The organism is Agrobacterium salinitolerans (assembly GCF_002008225.1).
Taxonomy (GTDB): domain Bacteria; phylum Pseudomonadota; class Alphaproteobacteria; order Rhizobiales; family Rhizobiaceae; genus Agrobacterium; species Agrobacterium salinitolerans.
The window spans coordinates 196,681-216,786 of sequence record NZ_MRDH01000002.1 but is presented as its reverse complement, the minus strand read 5'-3'; the positions used below and the strand labels follow the sequence as shown (position 1 = coordinate 216,786).

The window sequence follows — 20,106 nt, the reverse complement described above, 5'->3', positions numbered from 1 at the left end:
CCACTTTTTTGACTGCGATAGGGGTTGGGCCGATCAGCCCTTGTTCTTGTTGTAGACGTCGAAGAACACGGCGGCGAGCAGCACGAGGCCCTTGACCATCTGCTGGAAGTCGATGCCGAGGCCGACGATCGACATGCCGTTGTTCATGACACCCATGATGAAGGCGCCGATGACAGCACCGGTGATCTTGCCAACGCCGCCGGATGCCGAAGCGCCGCCGATGAAGCAGGCCGCGATGACGTCAAGCTCGAAGCCAACACCTGCCTTTGGCGTCGCCGAATTGAGGCGGGTCGCGATGATCATGCCGGCAAGACCCGCCAGCACGCCCATGTTGACGAAGGTGAGGAAGCTCAGGCGTTCGGTGTTGATACCCGAAAGCTTGGTCGCCTTCTCATTGCCGCCCATGGCGTAGACGCGGCGACCGATGGTGGTGCGACGTGTTACGAAGCTATAAAGCGCGATCAGAACCAGCATCACGATCAGCACGTTAGGCAGGCCGCGATAGGTGGAAAGCTGGTAGCCGAGGAACAGGATCGCGGCCGCAATCAAAAGGTTCTCGGCGATGAAGAAACCGAAAGGCTCGACATTGATGCCGTGCTTCACGTTCACCACGCGGCGACGCCATGCGAGATAGAACATGACGACCGTAATCAGTATCGTCAGGATCATCGAGGTGGTGTTGAGACCTTCAATGCCGCCGATGTCAGGCAGGAAGCCGGTGCTGATGATCTGGAAATCGGCAGGGAACGGGCCGATATTCTTGCCGCCAAGCACAAACAGCGTCAGGCCGCGAAACACCAGCATGCCCGCCAGCGTCACGATGAACGACGGAATACGGTGATAGGCGATCCAGTAACCCTGGGCAGCACCGATGATGCCGCCGATGACAAGACAAATCAGCGCCGCCAGAAACGGGTTCATACCCCATTGCACGGTCAATATGGCGGCTATCGCGCCGACAAAGGCGACGATGGAGCCGACCGAAAGGTCGATATGCCCGGCCACGATGACGAGCAGCATGCCCAGCGCCATGATGACGATGAACGAGTTCTGCAGGATGAGGTTGGTCAGGTTCACAGGGCGGAACAGGATGCCGCCGGTGTAGAACTGGAAGAAAACCATGATGGCGACGAGCGCGATCAACATGCCGTATTCGCGGATATTGGAGCGAATATAGGACGTGACCGAGACGACGTTACTTTCTTCGTTTGTTGTGTTTGCCGAACTCATGAGTTCTTCTCCCCTGAGCGCATGATAGCGCGCATGATGCTTTCCTGGCTCGCCTCTCCCTTCGGCAATTCAGCGACGATGCGGCCTTCGTTCATGACGTAGATGCGGTCGCAATTGCCGAGCAGTTCGGGCATTTCCGATGAGATCATCAGAACGCCTTTGCCGTCGGCAGCGAGCTGGTTGATGATGGTGTAAATTTCGTATTTCGCGCCGACATCGATACCGCGGGTCGGTTCATCGAGGATCAGGACATCGGGATCGGAGAACAGCCACTTGGAGAGCACGACCTTCTGCTGGTTGCCGCCCGAAAGATTGACCGTTTCCTGGAAAATGCCTGAAGACCGGATGCGAAGACGCGTGCGAAAATCGCTCGCCACCTTCATTTCCTTGATGTCGTCGATGATGCTGGCATTCGACACACCGGCCAGATTGGCAAGCGTGGTATTGTGCAGGATGTTGTCGTTGAGCACGAGACCGAGATGCTTGCGGTCTTCCGTCACATAGGCAAGACCGGCATCGATCGCCTTGCGCACGGTGCTGACGTCAACGGGCTTGCCGTCGATCAGCACCTCGCCGCTGATCTTGTGACCATAGGACTTGCCGAACACGCTCATGGCGAATTCGGTGCGCCCGGCACCCATCAAACCGGCTATGCCAACGACTTCTCCCTTGCGCACGGTCACGTTGATATCATGCAGAACCTGGCGGTCGCGGTGCTGCTGGTGATAGGCGTTCCAGTTCTTCACTTCGAAAATGGTCTCGCCGATCGGCACGTCGCGCGGCGGATAACGATCTTCGAGATCGCGCCCCACCATGTTGCGGATGATGACATCCTCGCTGATTTCTTCCTGGTGGCAGTCGAGTGTCTTCACCGTCATACCGTCGCGCAGCACGGTGATCTGGTCGGCCACCTTGCGCACTTCGTTGAGCTTGTGGGTGATGATGATCGAGGTCATGCCCTGCTTGCGGAATTCCATCAACAGGTTCAGCAGCGCCTCGGAATCGCTTTCGTTGAGCGACGCCGTCGGCTCGTCGAGGATAAGCAGCTTCACGCTCTTCGACAGCGCCTTGGCGATTTCGACCAGCTGCTGCTTGCCGACGCCGATATCGGTGATCAGCGTCTCCGGCGATTCCTTCAGGCCCACCTTCTTTAAAAGTTCGCGGGTGCGGTTGAAGGTCTGCTGCCAGCTGATGACGCCATTCGTGGCGACTTCGTTGCCGAGGAAGATGTTTTCTGCAATCGACAGGAGCGGTACGAGCGCCAGCTCCTGGTGAATGATGATGATACCAATATCTTCGCTGTCGTTGATGGCGCGAAAGTTTCGCACTGCGCCTTCATAGTGGATTTCGCCCTCATAGGTACCGGCGGGGTAAACACCGGAAAGGACCTTCATCAAGGTCGACTTCCCTGCGCCGTTCTCACCGACGAGTGCGTGGATCTCACCCTCTTTAACCTTGAGGTTGACGTTCTCAAGCGCTTTCACGCCCGGAAACGTCTTGGTGATGTTCCGCATTTCGAGAATGGTATTGGCCATATCGCAATCCAGCGCCCGATTAATTCAGGCGTTTTTATTTTTATGGAAAAACGGGGATGACGCCAAGCCATCCCCGCATGTGTGTCGAGCTTATTTCAGCTGATCTTCGGTGTAATAACCACCATCGACGAGAACCTGCTTGTAGTTCTCCTTGGTCACGGCCACCGGCTTCAGCAGGTAGGACGGAACAACCTTGACGCCATTTTCATAGGTCTTGGTGTCGTTTACCTCAGGCTCCTTGCCTTCCATGACAGCGTTGACCATGTTCACGGTCACCTTGGCGAGTTCACGGGTGTCCTTGAAGATAGTGGAATACTGTTCGCCGGCGATGATCGACTTGACGGAAGGAACTTCAGCGTCCTGACCGGAAACGACCGGCAGCGGCTGGTCCTTCGTGCCATAACCAACGCCCTTCAGCGAGGAGATGATGCCGATAGAAAGACCGTCGTAAGGCGACAGGACGGCGTCAACCTTGGCGTCGGTGTAATAAGCCGAAAGCAGGTTGTCCATGCGGGCCTGGGCCGTCGCCGGGTCCCAGCGCAACGTACCGACCTTGTCCATGCCCATCTGGCCGGACTTCACGACAAGCTTGCCGCTGTCGATGTATGGCTGGAGAACCGACATCGCGCCGTCATAGAAGAAGAAGGCGTTGTTGTCGTCCGGAGAGCCGCCGAAGAGTTCGATGTTGAACGGACCCTTGCCGTCCTTCAGACCGAGCTTGTCGACGATCGAAGTCGCCTGCAAAACGCCGACCTGGAAGTTGTCGAAGGTCGCGTAGTAGCTGACGTCGCCGCTGTTGCGGATAAGGCGGTCATAAGCGATGACCTTGATACCCTGCTCGCCGGCCTGCTTGAGGACGTCCGACAGCGTCGTGCCGTCGATCGATGCGATCACGAGGACCTTGACGCCCTTGGTGACCATGTTTTCGATCTGGGAAAGCTGGTTCGGAATATCGTCATCGGCATATTGCAGATCGGTCGTGTAACCGGCTTCCTGCAGCTGCTTTACGATGTTGTTGCCGTCGTCGATCCAGCGTGCGGACGACTTGGTCGGCATTGCGATACCAACGGAACCCTTGTCCTGCGCGAAAGCCGGCGCTGCGAAAGAAGCAGCACCGATGGCACAAGCCGCCATCAGCGAAATAATGGACTTCATAAACTCTCTCCCTTGAGCCCTTCTCTGGAGCCCGCATGCTGCGGTGCACCATGAAATTCATGCCGTCAGAGGAAGAAGCCGCATCGCGCTCACTCCGATTTCGCAATTGCGAAATGGAACAGCTGCCGCTCCTCCCCGGCATTCCGCAAGTTGTTCTGAATCCATATAACTGTCAAATAGAATAAATCAGTTTCCATATATCAATTATGATATATTAAATCGATACAAAAACCGATGAGGGGTATAAAACGACGAATGAACAACCTAAAAGTGTATGAGCAAGCGCAAACAACAGAGGCCCTTTTCGTCTTTGAAGACAACCCCTTGCTGCGGGCCGGATTGAAGATGAGCCACCTGCGCATGCTGGTCATGATCGAGGAACACGGACAGGTGAGCGCGGCCGCCGCGGCCATGAACATGACGCAGCCTGCAGCCTCGCGCATGCTTTCGGAAATGGAGGCGATCGTCAAATCACCCCTCTGTCAGCGGGCGTCGCGCGGCGTGGTGTTGACGAAATTCGGCGAGGCGCTGGCGCGCCGGGCGCGCACCATATTGCTGGAGCTGCGCGAGGCGAGCCGCGAACTGAACCAGATGAAATCCGGCAGCGGCGGCTCGGTCTATATCGGCGCCGTCACTGCACCGGCGATCAGCCTCGTGGTTCCCGCCATAAGGCGCGCCATGGACACCTATCCCGGCATCGAAATCAACGTGCAGGTGGAAAGCAGCAACGTGCTCGCCCGCGAACTGCTGGCGGCCCGCCACGATTTCATCATCGGCCGCATTCCCGACGATTTCGATCCCGGCCTCTTTTCCATCCATGAAATCGGCATAGAACGCGCCTGTCTGGTGGTGCGCGAAGGTCACCCGCTGCTTCAGGGCGCGCCCGTGACCTTGCAAGACCTTTCCGGCTACGACTGGGTCTTCCAGCCGCCCGGCGCGCTTTTACGCAGAACCATGGAAGATGTGTTCCTTACCCACGGCGTCGCCATGCCGCGCAACGTCATTAACACGCCATCCGTGGTGCTCACCCTTGCGCTTGTCTGCAACACGGACGCCATCGCCCCGATTGCCCAGGACATGGCCGAATTCGTTACCGGCCAGCAGGCGGATATCGGCCGAACCCGAATATTGCCGACGGATTTCGAGCTCGTGGTCAAGCCTTACAGCATCATCACCACCAAGGGCCGTGTTTTGCCGCCCAGCGCCCGCCTGCTTTACGATCTGGTTCTGGATGAAAGCCGCAAACTGACCACCACATGACGAGATGGCAAGCCCGACTCCACCTTCATCCCCTATGAAGGCCGGATCATTGAGGCCGGCGCAGGGAACAGCCGCATGCTCTTCGGACAATCCGTTTTCCAATCGGTCGTCGAAAGACTGAAACAGGAGGAGGAAGAACAAGGCGCGGAGCCTTCACCGCCCGCCGGCCACCGAATTGCCGGTTTCAGCTCGGGGTTCGTTGTCGATACCCATATAGAAGCGCCACCGCCCGCGAACGGTAATCTCGATGCCTATCTCGCCTTCCTGGCCGACCCCGCGCCGCCGCCGGAACCGGAGCAGGAACCCGAACCGGAACCGATGCCGGCTCATCTCGAAAAGACGTCGCTTGCCGATGTTTCGGTGGAACTGGCGATCCACGACGCGGACACGGCCGCAACGCTTGCGGAGAAGCGTCGCGCCTTTGCCCGCCTCAATCATCCCGACCGGGTGAAACCGCAGTTCCGGCACAATGCGACGCTGCGCATGACGGCTGCCAATCTCCTGATCGACCAGGCGATAAGGATGCTGCGGGCGCGGGAGCATTTCCGGTAAAAGTGCCGGACGGCCTTATCCCGCAAGATACCTCAAACGAAAGATAGAAGGCGCTTCAGCCCGCATCGTTCTTGTCGGCGGGCGCGCTTTCGGCGGCGTGCTCATTCGTGCCGTCCCCGCTTTTGGCGGCATCGCTAGCGGGTTTGAACTTCAGCAACAATTCATAGGCCGCATAGGCCCCGATGCCGGCAACGATGGTTCCCCAGAAAAACTCGCGATTGACGAATTCGATGACGGCCCATGCGGCGCAAAAGCCGACGATGAGCAACCGGACCCACAAGGGACGATAAAGCGGATGACTCGTATCGATATTCAGCATGGCGTTCCCGTCCCGGGCCTCTCCAGTCGATCGCATGATTGCGGTTCCACGCCCAACGGCGTGAAGATGCTTACGCGTCTTGGCGGTTTCACAGGAAAATTGCAACGCAATTCAGCCCTGCCGCCGATCAGGCTCGCGTGAGAGACCAGCGCAGCAAGATCGTCACCGGCGCCGCAGACATGGGAAGACAGGAATATCTGCAAACCAGGCCGCACCTTGCGGCTGCCTGCGCCATTGTGACCCATCGCTCTCTTCGAATGTCAGTCGCGCAGGCGTCCGAGCAGCGCCAGAAGTTGATCGCGGGCCTTCTTGCCGCCGATCCTGTCGATCAGCTTGTCCTCACGATCCCGCCAGGTGTTGGAAAGCCGGTCGAGAAGGTTGCTGCCCTCCTCCGTCATGTCGAGGAAGTGAACGCGCCTGTCCTCTTCCGATTTGCGGCGGACGAGTAGTCCCTTCTCTTCCATGCTGTCGACGATGGCGACGAAATTGGCGCGCTGTATGCCGAGCGCTTCGGCCACATCGCTCTGCTTGAGACCCGGATTGCCGCCGACGATGACGAGAACGGAAAAATCGGCCGGTCGCAATCCCTGCTCCGCCAGCACATCGGCAAAACCGTTTGCCACGGCAAGTTGCGAGTGCCGCAAATGATAGCTGATCGCAGTCGTCAGCAACCCATAGTCGATAGCCGTGATATGCGCCGCTTCCGCGCTGCCGTTTTCGGCCTTTTCCGTCCGCGGCCCGTTGCTGTGTGCCAATCGCAAAGCCATCCGATCCCCCGCCTGATTCGTTCCTTTACCTTGCCGAAATCATAACCGACAACGTCACGAAACTGTATCCCAAATAAATGTAGATGATACTAATATTGTATAATAATTTGACAGTTAATCGCCGACGACGCAAACCCTGACACCAGATCGCCACGCGGCGAGCAAAATAAGTATGACTATTTACCCGCCAATTTTGAGGGGATAAAACCGCTTCCCGAGCCGCTTTTGAAAGGCGTTGACCTCATCCGAGCACCTCTTCATGAAGGCGGCAAAACAGCGTTTCGACCCGGCAATAACATACTACTTATAAGAGAAACCCCGTTCCAACAAAAAACAATACGTCAAACGACGCATCGCCCCGCCACCGCGCAAAGGGCGGCGGCCGCCGCGAAACACGCCCCACAACGGGTTCCGCCCAAAAACAGACAACGTTTCGCAAAACTCTGATTTTTAGACATTGATGCGCAAACAAAGCTGGGGTATGAACCAACCGCTGCACGCGATTCAAGCGTGACCGCTGCACCCGTAGCTCAGCTGGATAGAGTGTTGGATTCCGATTCCAAAGGTCACAGGTTCGAATCCTGTCGGGTGCGCCATTTTACTCAACTAACTTATTGTTTTTATTGGCACATCAGGTGATTTCATGACCTATGCAGTACAAAGGAAAGTACAAATTGAAGAAAATTTCGAAGGAGCTCGCAAACCTCTACCGCAATAACAAAGGAGCTTACGTATTCCGAAAGGCCATCCCCGAAAAATATCGTAAGCTCGCGGGGAAGCGTGAATTTAAGATCTCTCTTCGCACCACAGACCTTACCGCTGCGGTTAGTAGGTATGAGGCCGCGAAGAAGGCCGCAGACGTTGAACTGGCAAGGCTCAAACAAGGGATCGCGTCAGAAAAAGCACTGAGTTTTGATGACGCATCCAATCTAGCGAATTCTCAGGGACGAGAACTGGTTGATCTAGCCACTCTCCTGAAACATCCGCCAGCGTTTATTGAAACCGTCGGAAAATGGGATGCCGTCCCTAACAAAAACCCACGAACTTTCTCCTCACTCTTCAATGCTGGCGGTAACGACATCATGCTGTCGGGCCTTGTAAGCTGTTACGAGAAGCAGAACGCTACTGCGCATAGGTTTCTGAACAAAACCGAATTCAAGAGAAAACTAGCGCCACTTAAGTTGGCTTGCCAAGAATTTATCGACCACGTCGGAGGCGACAAGGGTTTGTCCAGCTTGGATAGAGAGTCCGCCCTCTCTTATAAAAATGAACTCGATTTGCGTATACAGAGGGGAGAGATCGCCGAAAATGCCGCCAACAAGCGGCTGATTGCCATGCGCACCTTGATCAGGACATTTTACGTCTCAAAGGACGTCGCTGCGGATGAAGTTTCCACACCATTTGACAAGCTAAAATTCGAGGAGAAGCTCAATAAACGAGAAGCTTTCTCACGCGAGTTCATCAGGGATAAATGGCTAAAGGGAGATCCCTTCGCAGAATTGAATTTTTACGCCCGAAACATGACATTTGCGATGCTCGATACAGGGTGCCACTTAAAAGAACTTTGCGGCCTTGATCCCGATAAGGACATATTCTTAGATGCCGATATCCCGCACATTTTTATTAGGGCTAACTCAAAGCGGGTAATAAAGACCGAGTACCGGGAAAGAAAAATCCCTTTGATGGGATACGCCCTTGAGGCATTTAAGGCCTGCCCAAAAGGCTTTACGAGGTACTCGGGGGAAAATGGCCATACATCTGCATCTCAGCTCATCAATAAATTTTTAAAAAAGAACGGCCTTTCCGAAAACGATGTATGTACGACCTACAGTCTGCGTCATCTTTTCAAGGACCGGATGAGAGAGCATGGCATTCCGATTGATATGCAAGATCACATCATGGGCCATGACACCCCGGGTAGTGGCGCGAATTATGGCAAAGGTTATCGCCTCAAAGACGTAGCATCTGCTATGAAGCAACTCGAAAGTGACTTCGACCGCTATTGACATTTTTCCAATTGAACAGTAGATAAAATTCATTCCAAAAATATATCGTATTTTTGAGCTCGGGAAGCGCCGCTTCTGGGGCTTTTTTACTGCGCAATTTTTTTGTGAAGAACATTACAACCGAATAATTTTACGAAGAGGATATTTTCAAAAATGACTGATTACGACACAGAGATTTACATGGAAGCTCTAAGAAGGGCCGGAGATTTTGCTTACAGGCACGGCTTAAAAAAGGAATTTACAGCGATAAACCGTGCGTACAAAGAGCTGCTCGATGAAATCGAGATGGAAGAACCAGCGTGGAAGACCTTACATTAAAAATCTAGTTATATGGTTAGAGATAGTGACATTGCAAAATATATTAGTATAGAAAATATAGAATAATTTTTAATAATGACATACGAAGATTACCACGATGAGTTTTACGATATAAATGAAAATAAAGTTAGATATAGTGATTATATAAGTTACAACACCGCTATAAACATACTTCATGCTTTCGATTACGCAAAATTTTGCGGTCGTCCTTTAAACGTAGCAGTGACTATAAACTTCTATAATGACTATAAAACCCCTGAAAAATTCAAAAATATTAGACGTAAACTTTTTCGGTGGATGAAAGCCAAAAGGAAAATACTAGGTTATCCCGAAGATCAATTTTGGGCTTTCAGTATAGAACATCCTCACCAAAATGCCCATGTCCATTTTGTCTGTTACGTCGAAGACGAACTCCGCAAGGAGTTTGAGTGTAAAATTAAAGAGCTCGTTGGAATAATATCCATAAAGACAGAAAAAAATCAGATATTATTTAAAGACATAAACATACTTACAGATAAAATATTCGCGAATTACATGATAAAGGGCGTTCATCCTGATACTGCAAAAATGCTTCACGTTGCTTGCGGGTATCAGGGGCGGATATTTGGTCAACGAGCACGAAGTTGCATGAAGTTGAGTAGGACCGCACGTAGAAGAGCGGATTTCCACGCGCCCATACATAGACATTTGTGGATTTCACTGCATCCACACCTCGTAGCAGGTATGTGCTTGGCGCTTTGGGATAAAAGTAAAGTGATACCGAACGCGGCGATTGTCAGAGGGATCGAGGACATGTTCGATAATTTCGGCGAGGAAAATGAAAAGCTCCTTGAGTCCGGTCTAAAAGTGAAGCCTACCGGGCAGCGCCACTACAGGAAAAGGAGAAGTACTTCTGCCTCCGCTAGCCTAAAGCTACGAAGCCATTGATTTTATGCGGGATATAGTTGATCGAGAGCAGCCGGTAGCAGCAACAATGCTATTCCAGCTCTGACCGCTAGCAAGCATTTTTAGGATGGCAGCGTTCCTTGCATCGTTCGCAGGACGGCCCTTGTAGAGACCTGCATCCTTCGCTTTTGCGATCCCTTGCATTTGACGACGTCTGCGGTCCTCATAATCCTTACGAGCAATAGCAGCGATCATATCCAGCATCATGCTGTTGATGGCTTCACTCGTCCGCATGGTGAACTCGTCAGCGTTCGATGACATCAACGACCATGAAGTCGGCAGGTCCAGAGCTACAACTCTCACCTGCCGGCTTTTGATTTCATTCTTTAGCTTTTCCCAATCCTCAGCATTGAGGCGGCTTAAGCGGTCTACCTGTTCAATGAGCAAAATGTCTCCCGGCTGGGAATCCGCTAGCAGCCTGAAAAGCTCGGGCCTCTGCAAAGATGCTCCACTCTCGTTCTCAACGTATGAGGCCGCAATCTTCAGACCTCGCTCTTTCGCGAAAGAAAGCAAATCCGCTTTTGCGCGGTTCGCATCCTGTTCTTTCGTTGAGGCTCTGAGGTAAGCTCGCACAAACATTTATAACACCACAGTTCGTTTAATGTGGTTCTATAATACTCAGTTCGATTTAAGTTGCAATAAGTGAATTATCGAACCAGAAAGCGGACGGTTCGATTGAGGTATACCCGAAAAATCTCGAGTCTGAGTTGAATTTCGGATCTTGCACGTCACGGGCAATTGAAGTGAGCCCAAACGTAACAGAGCGTTGGTAGAAGTGAGCTCGTCAATAAAGTCTACTTATCTTCTGACAAATTGAATGAAGCAATTTCAACGTGGTTGCGCTATCTACGGTCTTGTATTTGAGTTGTCGTAGGACGAATGCGTACGCACAAGCTAGAACGTCGAGGTCGCCTGCGGCAACATCGTGGGCCCATTCGCGGCATTTATTTATAAATTTCTCATACGGATTATTCTGAACATAATCGTCAACGGCAGGCCATTTTTCAATGAGGTCGACGAGGCATTGATTTAGTTCAAGGCGTTGAGCTTCTGGATGAAAAATCAGGCTTAGTTCTAGCGTGACAGGGTCAAGGGCGGCGTAACCCTCACCAACATCGCCAAAGTCGATAATAACAGGATTACCTTCTTTTCCTACGAGGACATTGCCACCATGCAGATCACCATGTACGCACGAAACTGCTGTACGGACGGTCCGCTCTTCCACTTTGTCAATAAATGACAGATCAAACTCTTCGCGCAACCGATCTAATGCTTCATCGGAAAGTGAACGGCGCCTGAGCTCTTGAATCTTGATAGACTGATTTACAGCGGCTTGCGTCCAGCGATCCAACGCGTGCATAACACCGTCAATAGCCTTAAGGCTGGTATCCAGATCCGACTTAATACTGCTGAAGAGCGAAATATCGCCCTCAGCGAGGGTGTAGAAGATTCCCGCAGATTGACCGAGCCCCTGATTCAGTACGCAAAATGCCGGAGAGAATGCGCCTATACCAAGGCGTTTCACATGACGCTCATAAGCGTCAATCTCTTTCCTCACGTCATCAATGCGACCAAGTTTCCCAGCGCAAACGGCTAATGCTTTTCCTTGCTCGTCCCTCGCGATAGTCCTCAAGACTCTCGTACTCGATAAACCACCACTGAGATCGGAGACGCCACACGAGACTCCACCGGCTGACCTAGTAAATGCCTTAATAGCTCGGGTTTGTTGTAACGAAAGGCTCAAATCCTTGCCGCGAGTGTCGAGAGAGACAGCATTGGTTTCGGCAAGTATGCCCGCAAGATAACGGACGCGCTCTATAAGCTCTAGAGTTTCCTCCTTCTTAAAGTAATCTACAGTATTTACCTCTTCTCGGGATCCCCATATCGGTATCTTATGCCCATATCTGACAAGTTTTGTCGTGAATTGATCTGGGTCGGATGCGGTAAGAATAAGAATTGGCGTATGCGGAAGATTTGTTTGAATTTCATGGAAAACGGCTTGCCCATGCTCCTTCTCTTCCTTTTCATCACCTTTTGTGTAAGGTATAGCCAGATCCAGTATAACTATGTCGTAGAGATTCTTTTTTGCGGCATCTATTGCATCAGTCGCATAGATGAATCTGTCAATTAAAGACACATTATCTAGATCTGCGAGAGAGGGCTGGAGATCATTTGCAAAAGTATTATTGTCTTCAACGAATAAAATTTTCATGTCGCAACCAACGAATTTCGAACCTAGCACCAGCACTAGATGTGTTATTGGTTAAATTCAACTCACCTTCAATAACTTGCATAGCTTGAGCGACTACAGCTAGGCCAAATCCAAAATGACCTTCATCTTTTTTTGTGGACGAACCTAAATTGATCAAAGAAGATGGATTATCGGCAAAGCCCGGGCCATTATCGATGATGACCAACCAATGTTCAGGTCCAGTTGTGCCCCAATTAATGATTACGCTAGGGGAGGTGTCTCCCTCCAACTCTAAAACCGCTTCAATTGCGTTTCTAAGGCCATTTAGAATTACAAGTTGCAAATGGTTTGGGTCCGAAATCACCACGAAAGGTACCGGGTTAGCTAGGGAAACATACTTTCGGTTATCTTCTCCGAGTGAAAGAATAGCTTTTTCAACGATATCATGCAGGTCAACTTCCTCATACATGGGAGTTGTGGCAGCAGATTTTAGATCTCGAACGCTTTGGACCAGAGCTGTAAGCAGCTCAAGCGATTTCTTCGTCGCAGAACCTTCAAAGAGGCCGCCGAGCTCTCGTTTCGCGTGAATCCGAAGTCCACCTAGAATAGGTGTGAATTCGTGGAGGATCGTCTTTGACACCTCTTCCACTGCTTTAGCCCGAATTCCGGCAGCGTCAGCGTTCTCTTTCGGCGCATTGAACTCGGGTTGAGGCGCGATACCGTTCTTCGCATGAGCTATGCCCCGGGCAAGAGCACTTTTTACCCAGCGTACTTTTTCGACAGCATAAAACCGTTGGAGGAGAACTAAATCTTCCGCCGTGCTCCGCGTGCCAAAATAGCGGGCACCAACCAATCTCGCCTCTACGACGTTGCTCTCGAGTGCTCTAATGGCCTCAGCTTTATCCATTAGCTGTTCTCGGTGTAAAATCGCGCGCGCCGTGCGAACGCCTCACGCCCGCCTTCCATTACCTTCGTGATGGATGCTACAGCCTCTGCGTTTTCCAACGGCTGACATACTTGAACAAAGCCGTTTCTCCCGTCTGACGACATTTCGATAACAAGGTCCGCACCCCCTAGAACAGGGATATTTGCGTTGTGGGTCGTCAGAATTATTTGTGTATCAGACTTCCGTAAATTCAGTGCTTTAATAATCGTCGATGCAACAAAAGCGTTATCTAGATGATCTTCGGGCTGATCTAGCACCAAGGAATTGTCCGATAGCTGTAAAACAATAGACAATACAACCGTACACCTCTGTCCCGCAGACAAGCTTTCAACGGGCTTGTATTGTATACCATCTAATAAAAGAAAATTTACCTCGTCATCTATGTTTGCTGTGGCAATTTCCGACAGGTTTTTATCGGCCAAATAAGAGGCTAATCTAAAAGCTCGCTCTGGAGCGATGTCGGCAGCTTGCGCGAAAGCCTCATAGTCTCCGGTTTCAATAAATTTTACGAGTTCTCGAGGTGTGATTTGCTCCGTTATGCTGGAAATAATTTCCCCATAGCGGAGACCGCTTCCTCGGAGACTTTCGACCAATGCTTGCGAGTATTCGCTATAATCACCTAATCTCTCAACATCGATCTTTATTTGTGGACTAAGCCCAGCATTCAGCGCGTCTGCTGCGTCCGTTCTTAATTCATGCCGAACTTTACGGAGATAATCTAGGCGATCTAGAAGCTGGTCTCGCTTAATGCGCAATTCTTCTAACCGCTGATTTCTCTCTTTTAGAGCGCTTTCAGCAGCGACAATTTTCGCGAGCTGGGTTTGAGCAGCATGCAGTTTTCGGAGTGCATTCCCTGCACCCTCAGAGGTGTTTTCAAGCTCAGTCCTAAGTTTACGTGCTTCATTGTCTACATCGATGCGTCTGCGCTGATAAGACGGCCGGAGTTGTGCCGCCGCGGATTGCATTTCAACAAAGGTACCCGCTATCTCCTTCAAGCCCTCTATTGCATCTCGGTACGGGGCTCGGAACAGAGATAAGGGATCTTTATCTTCTGCAAGTTGAATGTCTTCCAAGCCGTAATCTTGCTTCAGTAGAGCTGAAAGTGCATCTGCCCACTTCCTTGACTTTTCCTCGAACCTTTCAATGATCGTATCGGTTACAGTCAGTGAAGCACTATACTCCATCAACGAAGAGAGTCTCGCCCGTAGCTCGGGCGTCATTGAAGACTGCTCAGAGTATTTTTTCTCATCTTGTTCGAGTAGCGCTAACTCCTTTCTCAACGTCGGAAGACTCGAGACGGAGGACGTTAAACTCTCTGTTTCTTTTTGCAGATTTTCAATGGATTTGAAAATTGATTTGACCGAATTTGCTACGGCAGCCTCGTCTTGATCGAAGCGGAATTTTTCAGCAACAAATCTATCAAGCAACTGCAATCTTCCTCGAGAGCTAAGCGCTATCGATTCAATTTCTGTCTGCGAGAACATCAAAGGAGATTGAAAAATTGGCCCCCCTCGGGGTTCATCTTCAGTCGCCGTCCGAGCAAGTTCGGTCTCACCAAGAATATCAAAATCTACCGTCAGATGCACCTCTCCGTCTTGGAGGACATTGATGGCGTGATTGTAAGATCGCTTTGACGCTTCTGTAGAGTGATTAGGAGATGCGAACGCGAAACGCATTAATTCTAATATCGACGTTTTTCCAGTTCCTCTTGCCCCGATAATCACATTCAATCCGGGCGAGAATGAAACGTCAAAGCCTGCTAAAAATCCCGCATCGACTTGCATCCGTTTGATTTGCATTAAAACCTCGGTGGTCTCATTCATTAGGTTCGGCTGCGGCGTTTTTGTAGTCAGCAGCGTTCACATGAAAAGAGCTGTAAGTTTCCTATTGTCTCGATGTCGTCCGGGCAGCAATTCTGTCACTGGGGAGCACCGATGCCCGGTATATCAAATACAAGTCGACGGGACAAAACAATGGGGTTTGGTAAGCCGCGAAACCACGGTTTTCGCGCGGAGCTGCTTAATACACCAAGGCGGCCCGTAAGCCGCCCCGACTCGTTTCTGTTTTGGGAAAGCCTTAGGGAAAAGATTTCGCCGTCGTTGCGCTCCCCAACTCTTTCCCTTTTGCATCCAGCGCCTTCACCGTGAACGTGTAGCGATGTTTTGTGGGCGGGCATGGCCCTTTGTAACGAAATGCACCGTAAGGAAGATCTGACTGCCCAGTGTATTCGACTTTCCCGCCACCGTGATAAAAGTCCGGTGCGTCCAGATCCTTCATCAGAAACGAAAGCTTGGTCGTTCCTGCGGGGACGCCAGAAACTTTGAATGGCGGCGATTTGCTGTCAAAGCATTTTCCGGTAGGGCCCCACTCGAACGAAGCTTTCATTCCTGCCAAAGCCGTTCCTGATAACGCCAGAGAAAGGACTAGTCCTAAAAGGATGCGCATTAAAATCCCCCAATACAAGTTTGCTGTTTCAGCCTAGTGTGCGGCCCGCATAATACAACTTAAATTTGATTAATCGGGCGATGAAAAATGTGATTACATCAACCCGCAGCAACAACGGCTTTCTTGGTGCCGAACGTTGCCAGCAAACCGCCGATGAACGCCAGCACCATGCAAATCGCTACAAGCATGCCCCCCAGAACGGCTCCTACGACGGCACACAGCATCAGCAGCATCCCCGGAGTTTTCGTCTTCGCACTCATCGCCACTGCCCCAAGTACGATTGTCAGGAACGAGACGGCAACACCACCCCATCCGAGACCAACAATCGTGGAAGCGCCTTCTGCTTCGAGGCCTGCGCCGATGCCACCAATCAGCAGTGTTGCGAGAGCCGCGATGACCCCAAAGATGCCCGCAACGAGACCGATAATTCCACCTGCTTTCTGCATGTCCAAATTCCTTAGTTTGATTGTGTATGTTGATTTTGGTGTTTCAGGCCTAACAGGAACGCCCAGCCATTCTTTCCGAGAGAGGCGGTTTTCACATTGCCAAGCTCGATGAGCGCTTCTTCGCGGGGCTGTAGATCTCGATTTTGCTGGTTATCGACAGCTTCCCCATCAACGAAAGAGCCGGGAACGAAAAACAACGAGACGAGATTGCCGGTGTCATTGTTCACTGCAACCGAAACCCGCGTGTCCGAGAGCTTAATGTTTGACATCATGCTGATCCTTTTCAGATCATCCTGAAGTTCCGCGTATTTCTGCGGATCGAACCGCAGCGACAAAGGATCAACATTCTCATCAGGTCTTCTGCTGGCCTGAATTTCGATCAGATATTTGATTGGAGCGTCTTCACGCTCAGGGGCAACCAATCGTGTAGTTGCCTTGATCGACATGCGGCCATTCATGCTTGCTGCGATTTTCTCGCATCCAAGCAAAGTAGCCTTCTCAAAATGAGCTGCCACGGCCTCTAGAATCTTTTGGCCGGAGGGCTTTTGGCATTCCTGCTCGATGCTCGTTTCGTAGACATCTATTTTGATTTCAACAGGTATCTCAGCGGGTGCCGACGATGAAAGAAGCCGTTGCACGTCCCGCAAATAAACGGTGGCTGAAACCTTCTGCTCACAGCCAGCCAAAGCAACCGCGACCAAGCAGATGCTCGATAATTTTCTGATCAAATTTTTTCCCCTTACCCCAATATCAGGACGCAAAATCAAGCCGGGGCTCCTGAACGAACTCAGACAATGACGGATTTAGAGTCCTATATAACCACGTTTATTATAACGTGGTGCGGAGAATGCCAAGGTGGTTTTTTAGGACCATGGATATTCAAGAAACCTTCGCGCTCAATCTCCGCAGAATCCGGGTTGCAAAGCAAATCTCACAGGATGAGCTCGCGCTTACATCAGGCGTAGAACGGTCTTACGTTGGTCATGTCGAGCGAGGGGCAAAGAACCCGACGATCAAGACCGTGGAGAAGCTCGCAATTGCGCTCGGGTGCAAGGTGTCCGAGCTCTTTGAAGATATTGCAGAGGGCGAAGTAAAATCGATCACGACGCTTCCCCGTGGCCGGAAAACCAAATAGCCCTCAGAAGTCCTTCTTGATCCCCGATTGGCCTGCGAATTTCGAGAGATAGCTATCTACGCCAGCAGTGATGAGCGGTGTTATGCGGCTGCACCCCCCGGAAAATCGAACACGATCAGATGGCTCAATCGGCATAGTTTTGTAGAGCTGGAACAGCTTATAGTCGGCATCCTTTTCCATCTTGTTAGTTGCCTTGTCCCATAGCGACTGGATGTCTATGCCTTTGCTTCCGGCAAAATTATCCATTTCCTTCATTCTGGCTTTGGCACCGTTAAGGCCGAAACTGCCGGAGTAGCTCAGGTCGCAGATGGCCTTCGCGAGGATATAGGTTTCGTAAACCGTCGATATGTATTCGGCAGCTTCACCATGGGGCTGCTGTGACGATGACGATGCGAGCGGATCAGGTTTAACATCCGCAACCTGTTCTGTTGGCTTCGTAGGAGGCTCTACAGGCGTAGTTTTATTACTCGCGACACGATCCAACCCATAGCGGCAAATACCATTCCACAGAGCTTGCGAACGGCTAACAAGCTCAGCAGAAACATCACCGTTCAGTTCTTCGACCAAATCGCTGCCAATCCCCACAAGAGCTTTCTTGTCAGCCCAATAGGCAGTGCCATTATCGGTGTCGCAATATAGGGAAACCCGCTCGGCATCGACTTTCGCTTCGACCAAATTCGACAGGTTTTCTTTGCGATCCGACTGCTTCACCGGAATGCTGAACAAACTTCCATCGAAAGAAATGGAAACCTGATCAGGCAGTTTTTCAAGCGTCGTAGAAGGCGGGGCACGCTTTGATATTTTGGCGAACTCTTTCCGGCAAGCGGCCTGCCAAAGCTCCCATGTGAACTTTTCCGCGCTGCTTGGAGTCTGTTTAACCCGGATACGATGATTGACGTTTGCATCGTCCAAAACCTGCGCATTGTGACGATTGCAGTTGACCACGAAATCGCGGATTTCGATCTCACCAAAATTATTGGAGACGCGGACTGTCGTCAGCACGTTTTGCTCGATAGACGTCTTTTGCGTCCCCGCCAGAAACATATCAGCGTAGTGGCCTGAACGACCCTCGCTGGAAAAATACTGGGCCTCTGCGGCTTGAGATACACTCATGCCGACAAGAGCAACACTGGTCGTGAGCAGAAACTTATTTGCAGCGTTCATAGATGCCGGCTCCCTCGACGTTGATCCGATCATTGCCGGCAGGGGTAATTTTCAGGGTATCACGAACCGTCTCACCTTCCGTCTCGCAGAGGATCTGAAGGACATGCGTGCCTTTCAGCTTGCTTTGACGTGTGATCTCGCAAGTTCCTTCATAACGAGCGATCTGCTTTTTGCCGATTTTGAGAAAGTCTTCGGTGCTTTCCTCTTTTACGGCAGCACAGCTTTCAGCGTAATTTCCACGCCAAGAACCGATGATGGATACCTCATTTGCATTTGCGCCAATGGGAAGGAGACCGAAAATGGACAGCATAAAAAAGGCGACCGAAGTGGGTTTCATAGATGCTCCAATCAATTTTTCCAAGGAATATAGTTCATAAAACGTGGTTTTTAAATACCCATTTTATAGCTACTTCCGTTGAGTACGTCTCGATCGCGCGCGAAGAAAAAACTCGCCCGAATTTTCAGAGCAGCGTATCTATGCTTGCATTTAGGGACAGCTTCGCGTGGGGGCCATTATGTATGCGGAAGAGTGTTTCTCGATCGTGAGAGATATGTTTGTTCAACAAGGAGAGACTGTCGCTGGAGATCAGCACGAACAGCCGATCACTGGTCGAGTGCCAGAAGCTGCGATGTTGCGCGAAATTGGTGACACAATTTTGCTGATAGAAAACAGGTTGCAGGAGAACAGTCCCAAGGTCGCAAATTTTGTCGCGCGTTATCTGGAGCAGCTGGCGCATTTCGAGAGGGGCAGCAAGCGCTTGAAGTATCCACAGGTCAAGTTGACTGCAGTGAATAACTTCAAGGTTAAATGGCATCATCTCCAGTCATCGACGGGAAACGATGGCCAGATCATGATTACCGTTGCCATTGTAGCCGCTCTTATAGTCGAACTTGGCGTAGTCGTTGATGCAATCGATATTCCACCGCCAATTATAAGCGCACACATGGGAGCCTATTGCGCGTGGAAAGAGACAAACCTCCCGGCAAGCAGCAACGCAGCCGCTTCCCTTCTGGAAACTCTTGATGCCAAAGTTGCGAATGCGACTACAGTAATCGAAAGCGCAGAGAAGGCCGAGAAGAGCTTTGCTTTAATGAGAGAGACTGTCGAGGAAATCTACAGTACCGTGGAGACGAGTAAGGCCAACATTGCGGCCTTTTCTACGGCGGTCCGCGAGGAGCTGCGTATCGATTCAAATCGCAAACTGTGGGCTAAGCGCGCGAATGAAGGAGCAAGAGCCTTTCAGATATCCGCATTTGTTTTGGCTATCATGCTGGGATTTCCGCCATTGATACTGCTTACACACATAAGCGAGGCAAGCGAGTTGCTTAGGAAAATTAGCGAAGCCGCTAGCACAGGCCTCAACCCCAATGATGGCGCGCACCTAACGGCGATTACTATCAGTAAATTGGTGATCGTTACAACGCCGCTCGTCCTTTACTTTTGGGCGATAAGACTTGTCGTCCGCTTCAACGGCCGTTCTATGCTTATGATGGACGATGCGCGCCAGCGAGAAACCATGATGGACACCTATGTCCATCTCATCGAAACAAGTAATGCCTCCGCAAATGAGCGTGCGCTTGTCCTAAATGCACTTTTTCGGCCCAGCCTCTCAACGGCACAGGAAAATGTTGAGCCGCCAAATTTCATTGAACTGATAGGCAAAGGGAAAGACTAACACCGGTCCGACCGCC

21 protein-coding genes and 1 tRNA gene are annotated in these 20,106 nt (G+C 51.2%); 8 read left to right on the top strand and 14 right to left on the bottom strand.

From position 1 onward, the window contains the following. Positions 1–33: 33 nt before the first annotated feature. From gguB to chvE, 3 genes are all read right to left on the bottom strand, one after another. The gene (gene gguB, locus BS627_RS01240; protein WP_077981486.1) at positions 34–1,230 is read right to left on the bottom strand and encodes a sugar ABC transporter permease GguB; all 1,197 of its coding nucleotides are present in this window, start codon (positions 1,228–1,230) and stop codon (positions 34–36) included. Further along, positions 1,227–2,765 (bottom strand): sugar ABC transporter ATP-binding protein GguA, encoded by a 1,539-nt coding sequence (gguA, locus tag BS627_RS01235; RefSeq protein WP_077981485.1) that lies wholly within the window; start codon positions 2,763–2,765, stop codon positions 1,227–1,229. Before gguA ends, gguB begins: the two co-directional genes overlap by 4 nt. A gap of 90 nt (positions 2,766–2,855) precedes the next feature. Beyond that, positions 2,856–3,920 carry a sugar ABC transporter substrate-binding protein ChvE gene (gene chvE, locus BS627_RS01230; RefSeq protein ID WP_077981484.1) on the bottom strand — a complete coding sequence of 355 codons (1,065 nt, stop codon included), beginning with the start codon at positions 3,918–3,920 and terminating at the stop codon, positions 2,856–2,858. Positions 3,921–4,175: 255 nt separating this feature from the next. Here chvE and BS627_RS01220 point away from each other — a divergent pair, with 255 nt between their 5' ends. Together BS627_RS01220 and BS627_RS01215 are read left to right on the top strand one after the other, a co-directional pair. Next, positions 4,176–5,180: a LysR family transcriptional regulator gene (locus BS627_RS01220; RefSeq protein WP_089153201.1), complete on the top strand. Its 1,005-nt coding sequence runs from the start codon at positions 4,176–4,178 to the stop codon at positions 5,178–5,180. A 75-nt stretch (positions 5,181–5,255) separates the two neighbouring features. Then, a complete protein-coding gene (locus BS627_RS01215) occupies positions 5,256–5,732 on the top strand; it encodes a hypothetical protein (protein ID WP_077981481.1) in 477 nt (158 codons plus the stop codon). Between the two features lie 55 nt (positions 5,733–5,787). Here BS627_RS01215 and BS627_RS01210 read toward each other — a convergent pair whose 3' ends face one another. Both BS627_RS01210 and BS627_RS01205 read right to left on the bottom strand, forming a co-directional pair. Continuing rightward, the gene (locus BS627_RS01210) at positions 5,788–6,051 is read right to left on the bottom strand and encodes a hypothetical protein (RefSeq protein WP_077981480.1); all 264 of its coding nucleotides are present in this window, start codon (positions 6,049–6,051) and stop codon (positions 5,788–5,790) included. A 260-nt stretch (positions 6,052–6,311) separates the two neighbouring features. Then, on the bottom strand, positions 6,312–6,818 hold the full coding sequence (locus BS627_RS01205) for a MarR family winged helix-turn-helix transcriptional regulator (protein WP_077981479.1): 507 nt from the start codon (positions 6,816–6,818) through the stop codon (positions 6,312–6,314). A gap of 519 nt (positions 6,819–7,337) precedes the next feature. On the opposite strand from BS627_RS01205, the gene BS627_RS01200 reads away from it, so the two are divergent. The 4 genes from BS627_RS01200 to BS627_RS01190 all read left to right on the top strand — a co-directional run bounded on the left by BS627_RS01200 (position 7,338) and on the right by BS627_RS01190 (position 10,069). After that, positions 7,338–7,414, top strand: a tRNA-Arg gene (locus BS627_RS01200). A 78-nt stretch (positions 7,415–7,492) separates the two neighbouring features. Beyond that, positions 7,493–8,824, top strand: a complete 1,332-nt coding sequence (locus tag BS627_RS01195) for a DUF6538 domain-containing protein (RefSeq protein WP_165691092.1) — start codon at positions 7,493–7,495, stop codon at positions 8,822–8,824. Between the two features lie 153 nt (positions 8,825–8,977). Next, the gene (locus tag BS627_RS24430) at positions 8,978–9,142 is read left to right on the top strand and encodes a hypothetical protein (RefSeq protein ID WP_165691091.1); all 165 of its coding nucleotides are present in this window, start codon (positions 8,978–8,980) and stop codon (positions 9,140–9,142) included. 75 nt (positions 9,143–9,217) lie between these two features. Continuing rightward, positions 9,218–10,069, top strand: a complete 852-nt coding sequence (locus BS627_RS01190) for a hypothetical protein (RefSeq protein ID WP_077981477.1) — start codon at positions 9,218–9,220, stop codon at positions 10,067–10,069. On the opposite strand, the gene BS627_RS01185 is transcribed toward BS627_RS01190, so the two are convergent. The 7 genes from BS627_RS01185 to BS627_RS01155 all read right to left on the bottom strand — a co-directional run bounded on the left by BS627_RS01185 (position 10,055) and on the right by BS627_RS01155 (position 16,882). Next, on the bottom strand, positions 10,055–10,666 hold the full coding sequence (locus BS627_RS01185; RefSeq protein ID WP_077981476.1) for a recombinase family protein: 612 nt from the start codon (positions 10,664–10,666) through the stop codon (positions 10,055–10,057). The two genes, BS627_RS01190 and BS627_RS01185, sit on opposite strands and share 15 nt — an antisense overlap. A gap of 205 nt (positions 10,667–10,871) precedes the next feature. Continuing rightward, positions 10,872–12,299, bottom strand: a complete 1,428-nt coding sequence (locus tag BS627_RS01180; RefSeq protein ID WP_077981475.1) for a phosphotransferase — start codon at positions 12,297–12,299, stop codon at positions 10,872–10,874. Continuing rightward, on the bottom strand, positions 12,280–13,185 hold the full coding sequence (locus BS627_RS01175; RefSeq protein WP_077981474.1) for a sensor histidine kinase: 906 nt from the start codon (positions 13,183–13,185) through the stop codon (positions 12,280–12,282). Before BS627_RS01175 ends, BS627_RS01180 begins: the two co-directional genes overlap by 20 nt. Next, positions 13,185–15,047 (bottom strand): AAA family ATPase, encoded by a 1,863-nt coding sequence (locus tag BS627_RS01170; protein WP_077981473.1) that lies wholly within the window; start codon positions 15,045–15,047, stop codon positions 13,185–13,187. Before BS627_RS01170 ends, BS627_RS01175 begins: the two co-directional genes overlap by 1 nt. A gap of 253 nt (positions 15,048–15,300) precedes the next feature. Further along, complete coding sequence (locus BS627_RS01165; RefSeq protein ID WP_245306961.1) at positions 15,301–15,669, bottom strand: YbhB/YbcL family Raf kinase inhibitor-like protein; 369 nt, start codon at positions 15,667–15,669, stop codon at positions 15,301–15,303. Positions 15,670–15,767: 98 nt separating this feature from the next. Continuing rightward, the gene (locus BS627_RS01160; RefSeq protein ID WP_077981472.1) at positions 15,768–16,115 is read right to left on the bottom strand and encodes a hypothetical protein; all 348 of its coding nucleotides are present in this window, start codon (positions 16,113–16,115) and stop codon (positions 15,768–15,770) included. 11 nt (positions 16,116–16,126) lie between these two features. Continuing rightward, on the bottom strand, positions 16,127–16,882 hold the full coding sequence (locus BS627_RS01155) for a DUF7424 family protein (protein ID WP_131829391.1): 756 nt from the start codon (positions 16,880–16,882) through the stop codon (positions 16,127–16,129). 104 nt (positions 16,883–16,986) lie between these two features. Here BS627_RS01155 and BS627_RS01150 point away from each other — a divergent pair, with 104 nt between their 5' ends. Then, positions 16,987–17,250: a helix-turn-helix domain-containing protein gene (locus BS627_RS01150; RefSeq protein ID WP_245306960.1), complete on the top strand. Its 264-nt coding sequence runs from the start codon at positions 16,987–16,989 to the stop codon at positions 17,248–17,250. A gap of 3 nt (positions 17,251–17,253) precedes the next feature. Here BS627_RS01150 and BS627_RS01145 read toward each other — a convergent pair whose 3' ends face one another. Next, complete coding sequence (locus BS627_RS01145; RefSeq protein WP_077981469.1) at positions 17,254–18,414, bottom strand: hypothetical protein; 1,161 nt, start codon at positions 18,412–18,414, stop codon at positions 17,254–17,256. After that, positions 18,398–18,751: a hypothetical protein gene (locus BS627_RS01140; protein ID WP_077981468.1), complete on the bottom strand. Its 354-nt coding sequence runs from the start codon at positions 18,749–18,751 to the stop codon at positions 18,398–18,400. The genes BS627_RS01145 and BS627_RS01140 overlap by 17 nt, the downstream gene beginning before the upstream one ends. A 178-nt stretch (positions 18,752–18,929) precedes the next feature. Here BS627_RS01140 and BS627_RS01135 point away from each other — a divergent pair, with 178 nt between their 5' ends. Further along, a complete protein-coding gene (locus tag BS627_RS01135; protein WP_077981467.1) occupies positions 18,930–20,090 on the top strand; it encodes a DUF6161 domain-containing protein in 1,161 nt (386 codons plus the stop codon). The last annotated feature ends 16 nt before the right edge of the window (positions 20,091–20,106 follow it).

Coding starts and splice junctions, on each gene's coding strand:
- BS627_RS01215 (WP_077981481.1), top strand. CDS start 5,256: ATGCTCTTCGGACAATCCGTTTTCCAATCGGTCGTCGAAAGACTGAAA.
- BS627_RS01145 (WP_077981469.1), bottom strand. CDS start 18,414: ATGAACGCTGCAAATAAGTTTCTGCTCACGACCAGTGTTGCTCTTGTC.
- BS627_RS01160 (WP_077981472.1), bottom strand. CDS start 16,115: ATGCAGAAAGCAGGTGGAATTATCGGTCTCGTTGCGGGCATCTTTGGG.
- gguB (WP_077981486.1), bottom strand. CDS start 1,230: ATGAGTTCGGCAAACACAACAAACGAAGAAAGTAACGTCGTCTCGGTC.
- BS627_RS01185 (WP_077981476.1), bottom strand. CDS start 10,666: ATGTTTGTGCGAGCTTACCTCAGAGCCTCAACGAAAGAACAGGATGCG.
- BS627_RS01140 (WP_077981468.1), bottom strand. CDS start 18,751: ATGAAACCCACTTCGGTCGCCTTTTTTATGCTGTCCATTTTCGGTCTC.
- chvE (WP_077981484.1), bottom strand. CDS start 3,920: ATGAAGTCCATTATTTCGCTGATGGCGGCTTGTGCCATCGGTGCTGCT.
- gguA (WP_077981485.1), bottom strand. CDS start 2,765: ATGGCCAATACCATTCTCGAAATGCGGAACATCACCAAGACGTTTCCG.
- BS627_RS01180 (WP_077981475.1), bottom strand. CDS start 12,299: ATGAAAATTTTATTCGTTGAAGACAATAATACTTTTGCAAATGATCTC.
- BS627_RS01220 (WP_089153201.1), top strand. CDS start 4,176: ATGAACAACCTAAAAGTGTATGAGCAAGCGCAAACAACAGAGGCCCTT.
- BS627_RS01175 (WP_077981474.1), bottom strand. CDS start 13,185: ATGGATAAAGCTGAGGCCATTAGAGCACTCGAGAGCAACGTCGTAGAG.
- BS627_RS01190 (WP_077981477.1), top strand. CDS start 9,218: ATGACATACGAAGATTACCACGATGAGTTTTACGATATAAATGAAAAT.
- BS627_RS24430 (WP_165691091.1), top strand. CDS start 8,978: ATGACTGATTACGACACAGAGATTTACATGGAAGCTCTAAGAAGGGCC.
- BS627_RS01205 (WP_077981479.1), bottom strand. CDS start 6,818: ATGGCTTTGCGATTGGCACACAGCAACGGGCCGCGGACGGAAAAGGCC.
- BS627_RS01150 (WP_245306960.1), top strand. CDS start 16,987: ATGGATATTCAAGAAACCTTCGCGCTCAATCTCCGCAGAATCCGGGTT.
- BS627_RS01135 (WP_077981467.1), top strand. CDS start 18,930: ATGTATGCGGAAGAGTGTTTCTCGATCGTGAGAGATATGTTTGTTCAA.
- BS627_RS01210 (WP_077981480.1), bottom strand. CDS start 6,051: ATGCTGAATATCGATACGAGTCATCCGCTTTATCGTCCCTTGTGGGTC.
- BS627_RS01170 (WP_077981473.1), bottom strand. CDS start 15,047: ATGAATGAGACCACCGAGGTTTTAATGCAAATCAAACGGATGCAAGTC.
- BS627_RS01165 (WP_245306961.1), bottom strand. CDS start 15,669: ATGCGCATCCTTTTAGGACTAGTCCTTTCTCTGGCGTTATCAGGAACG.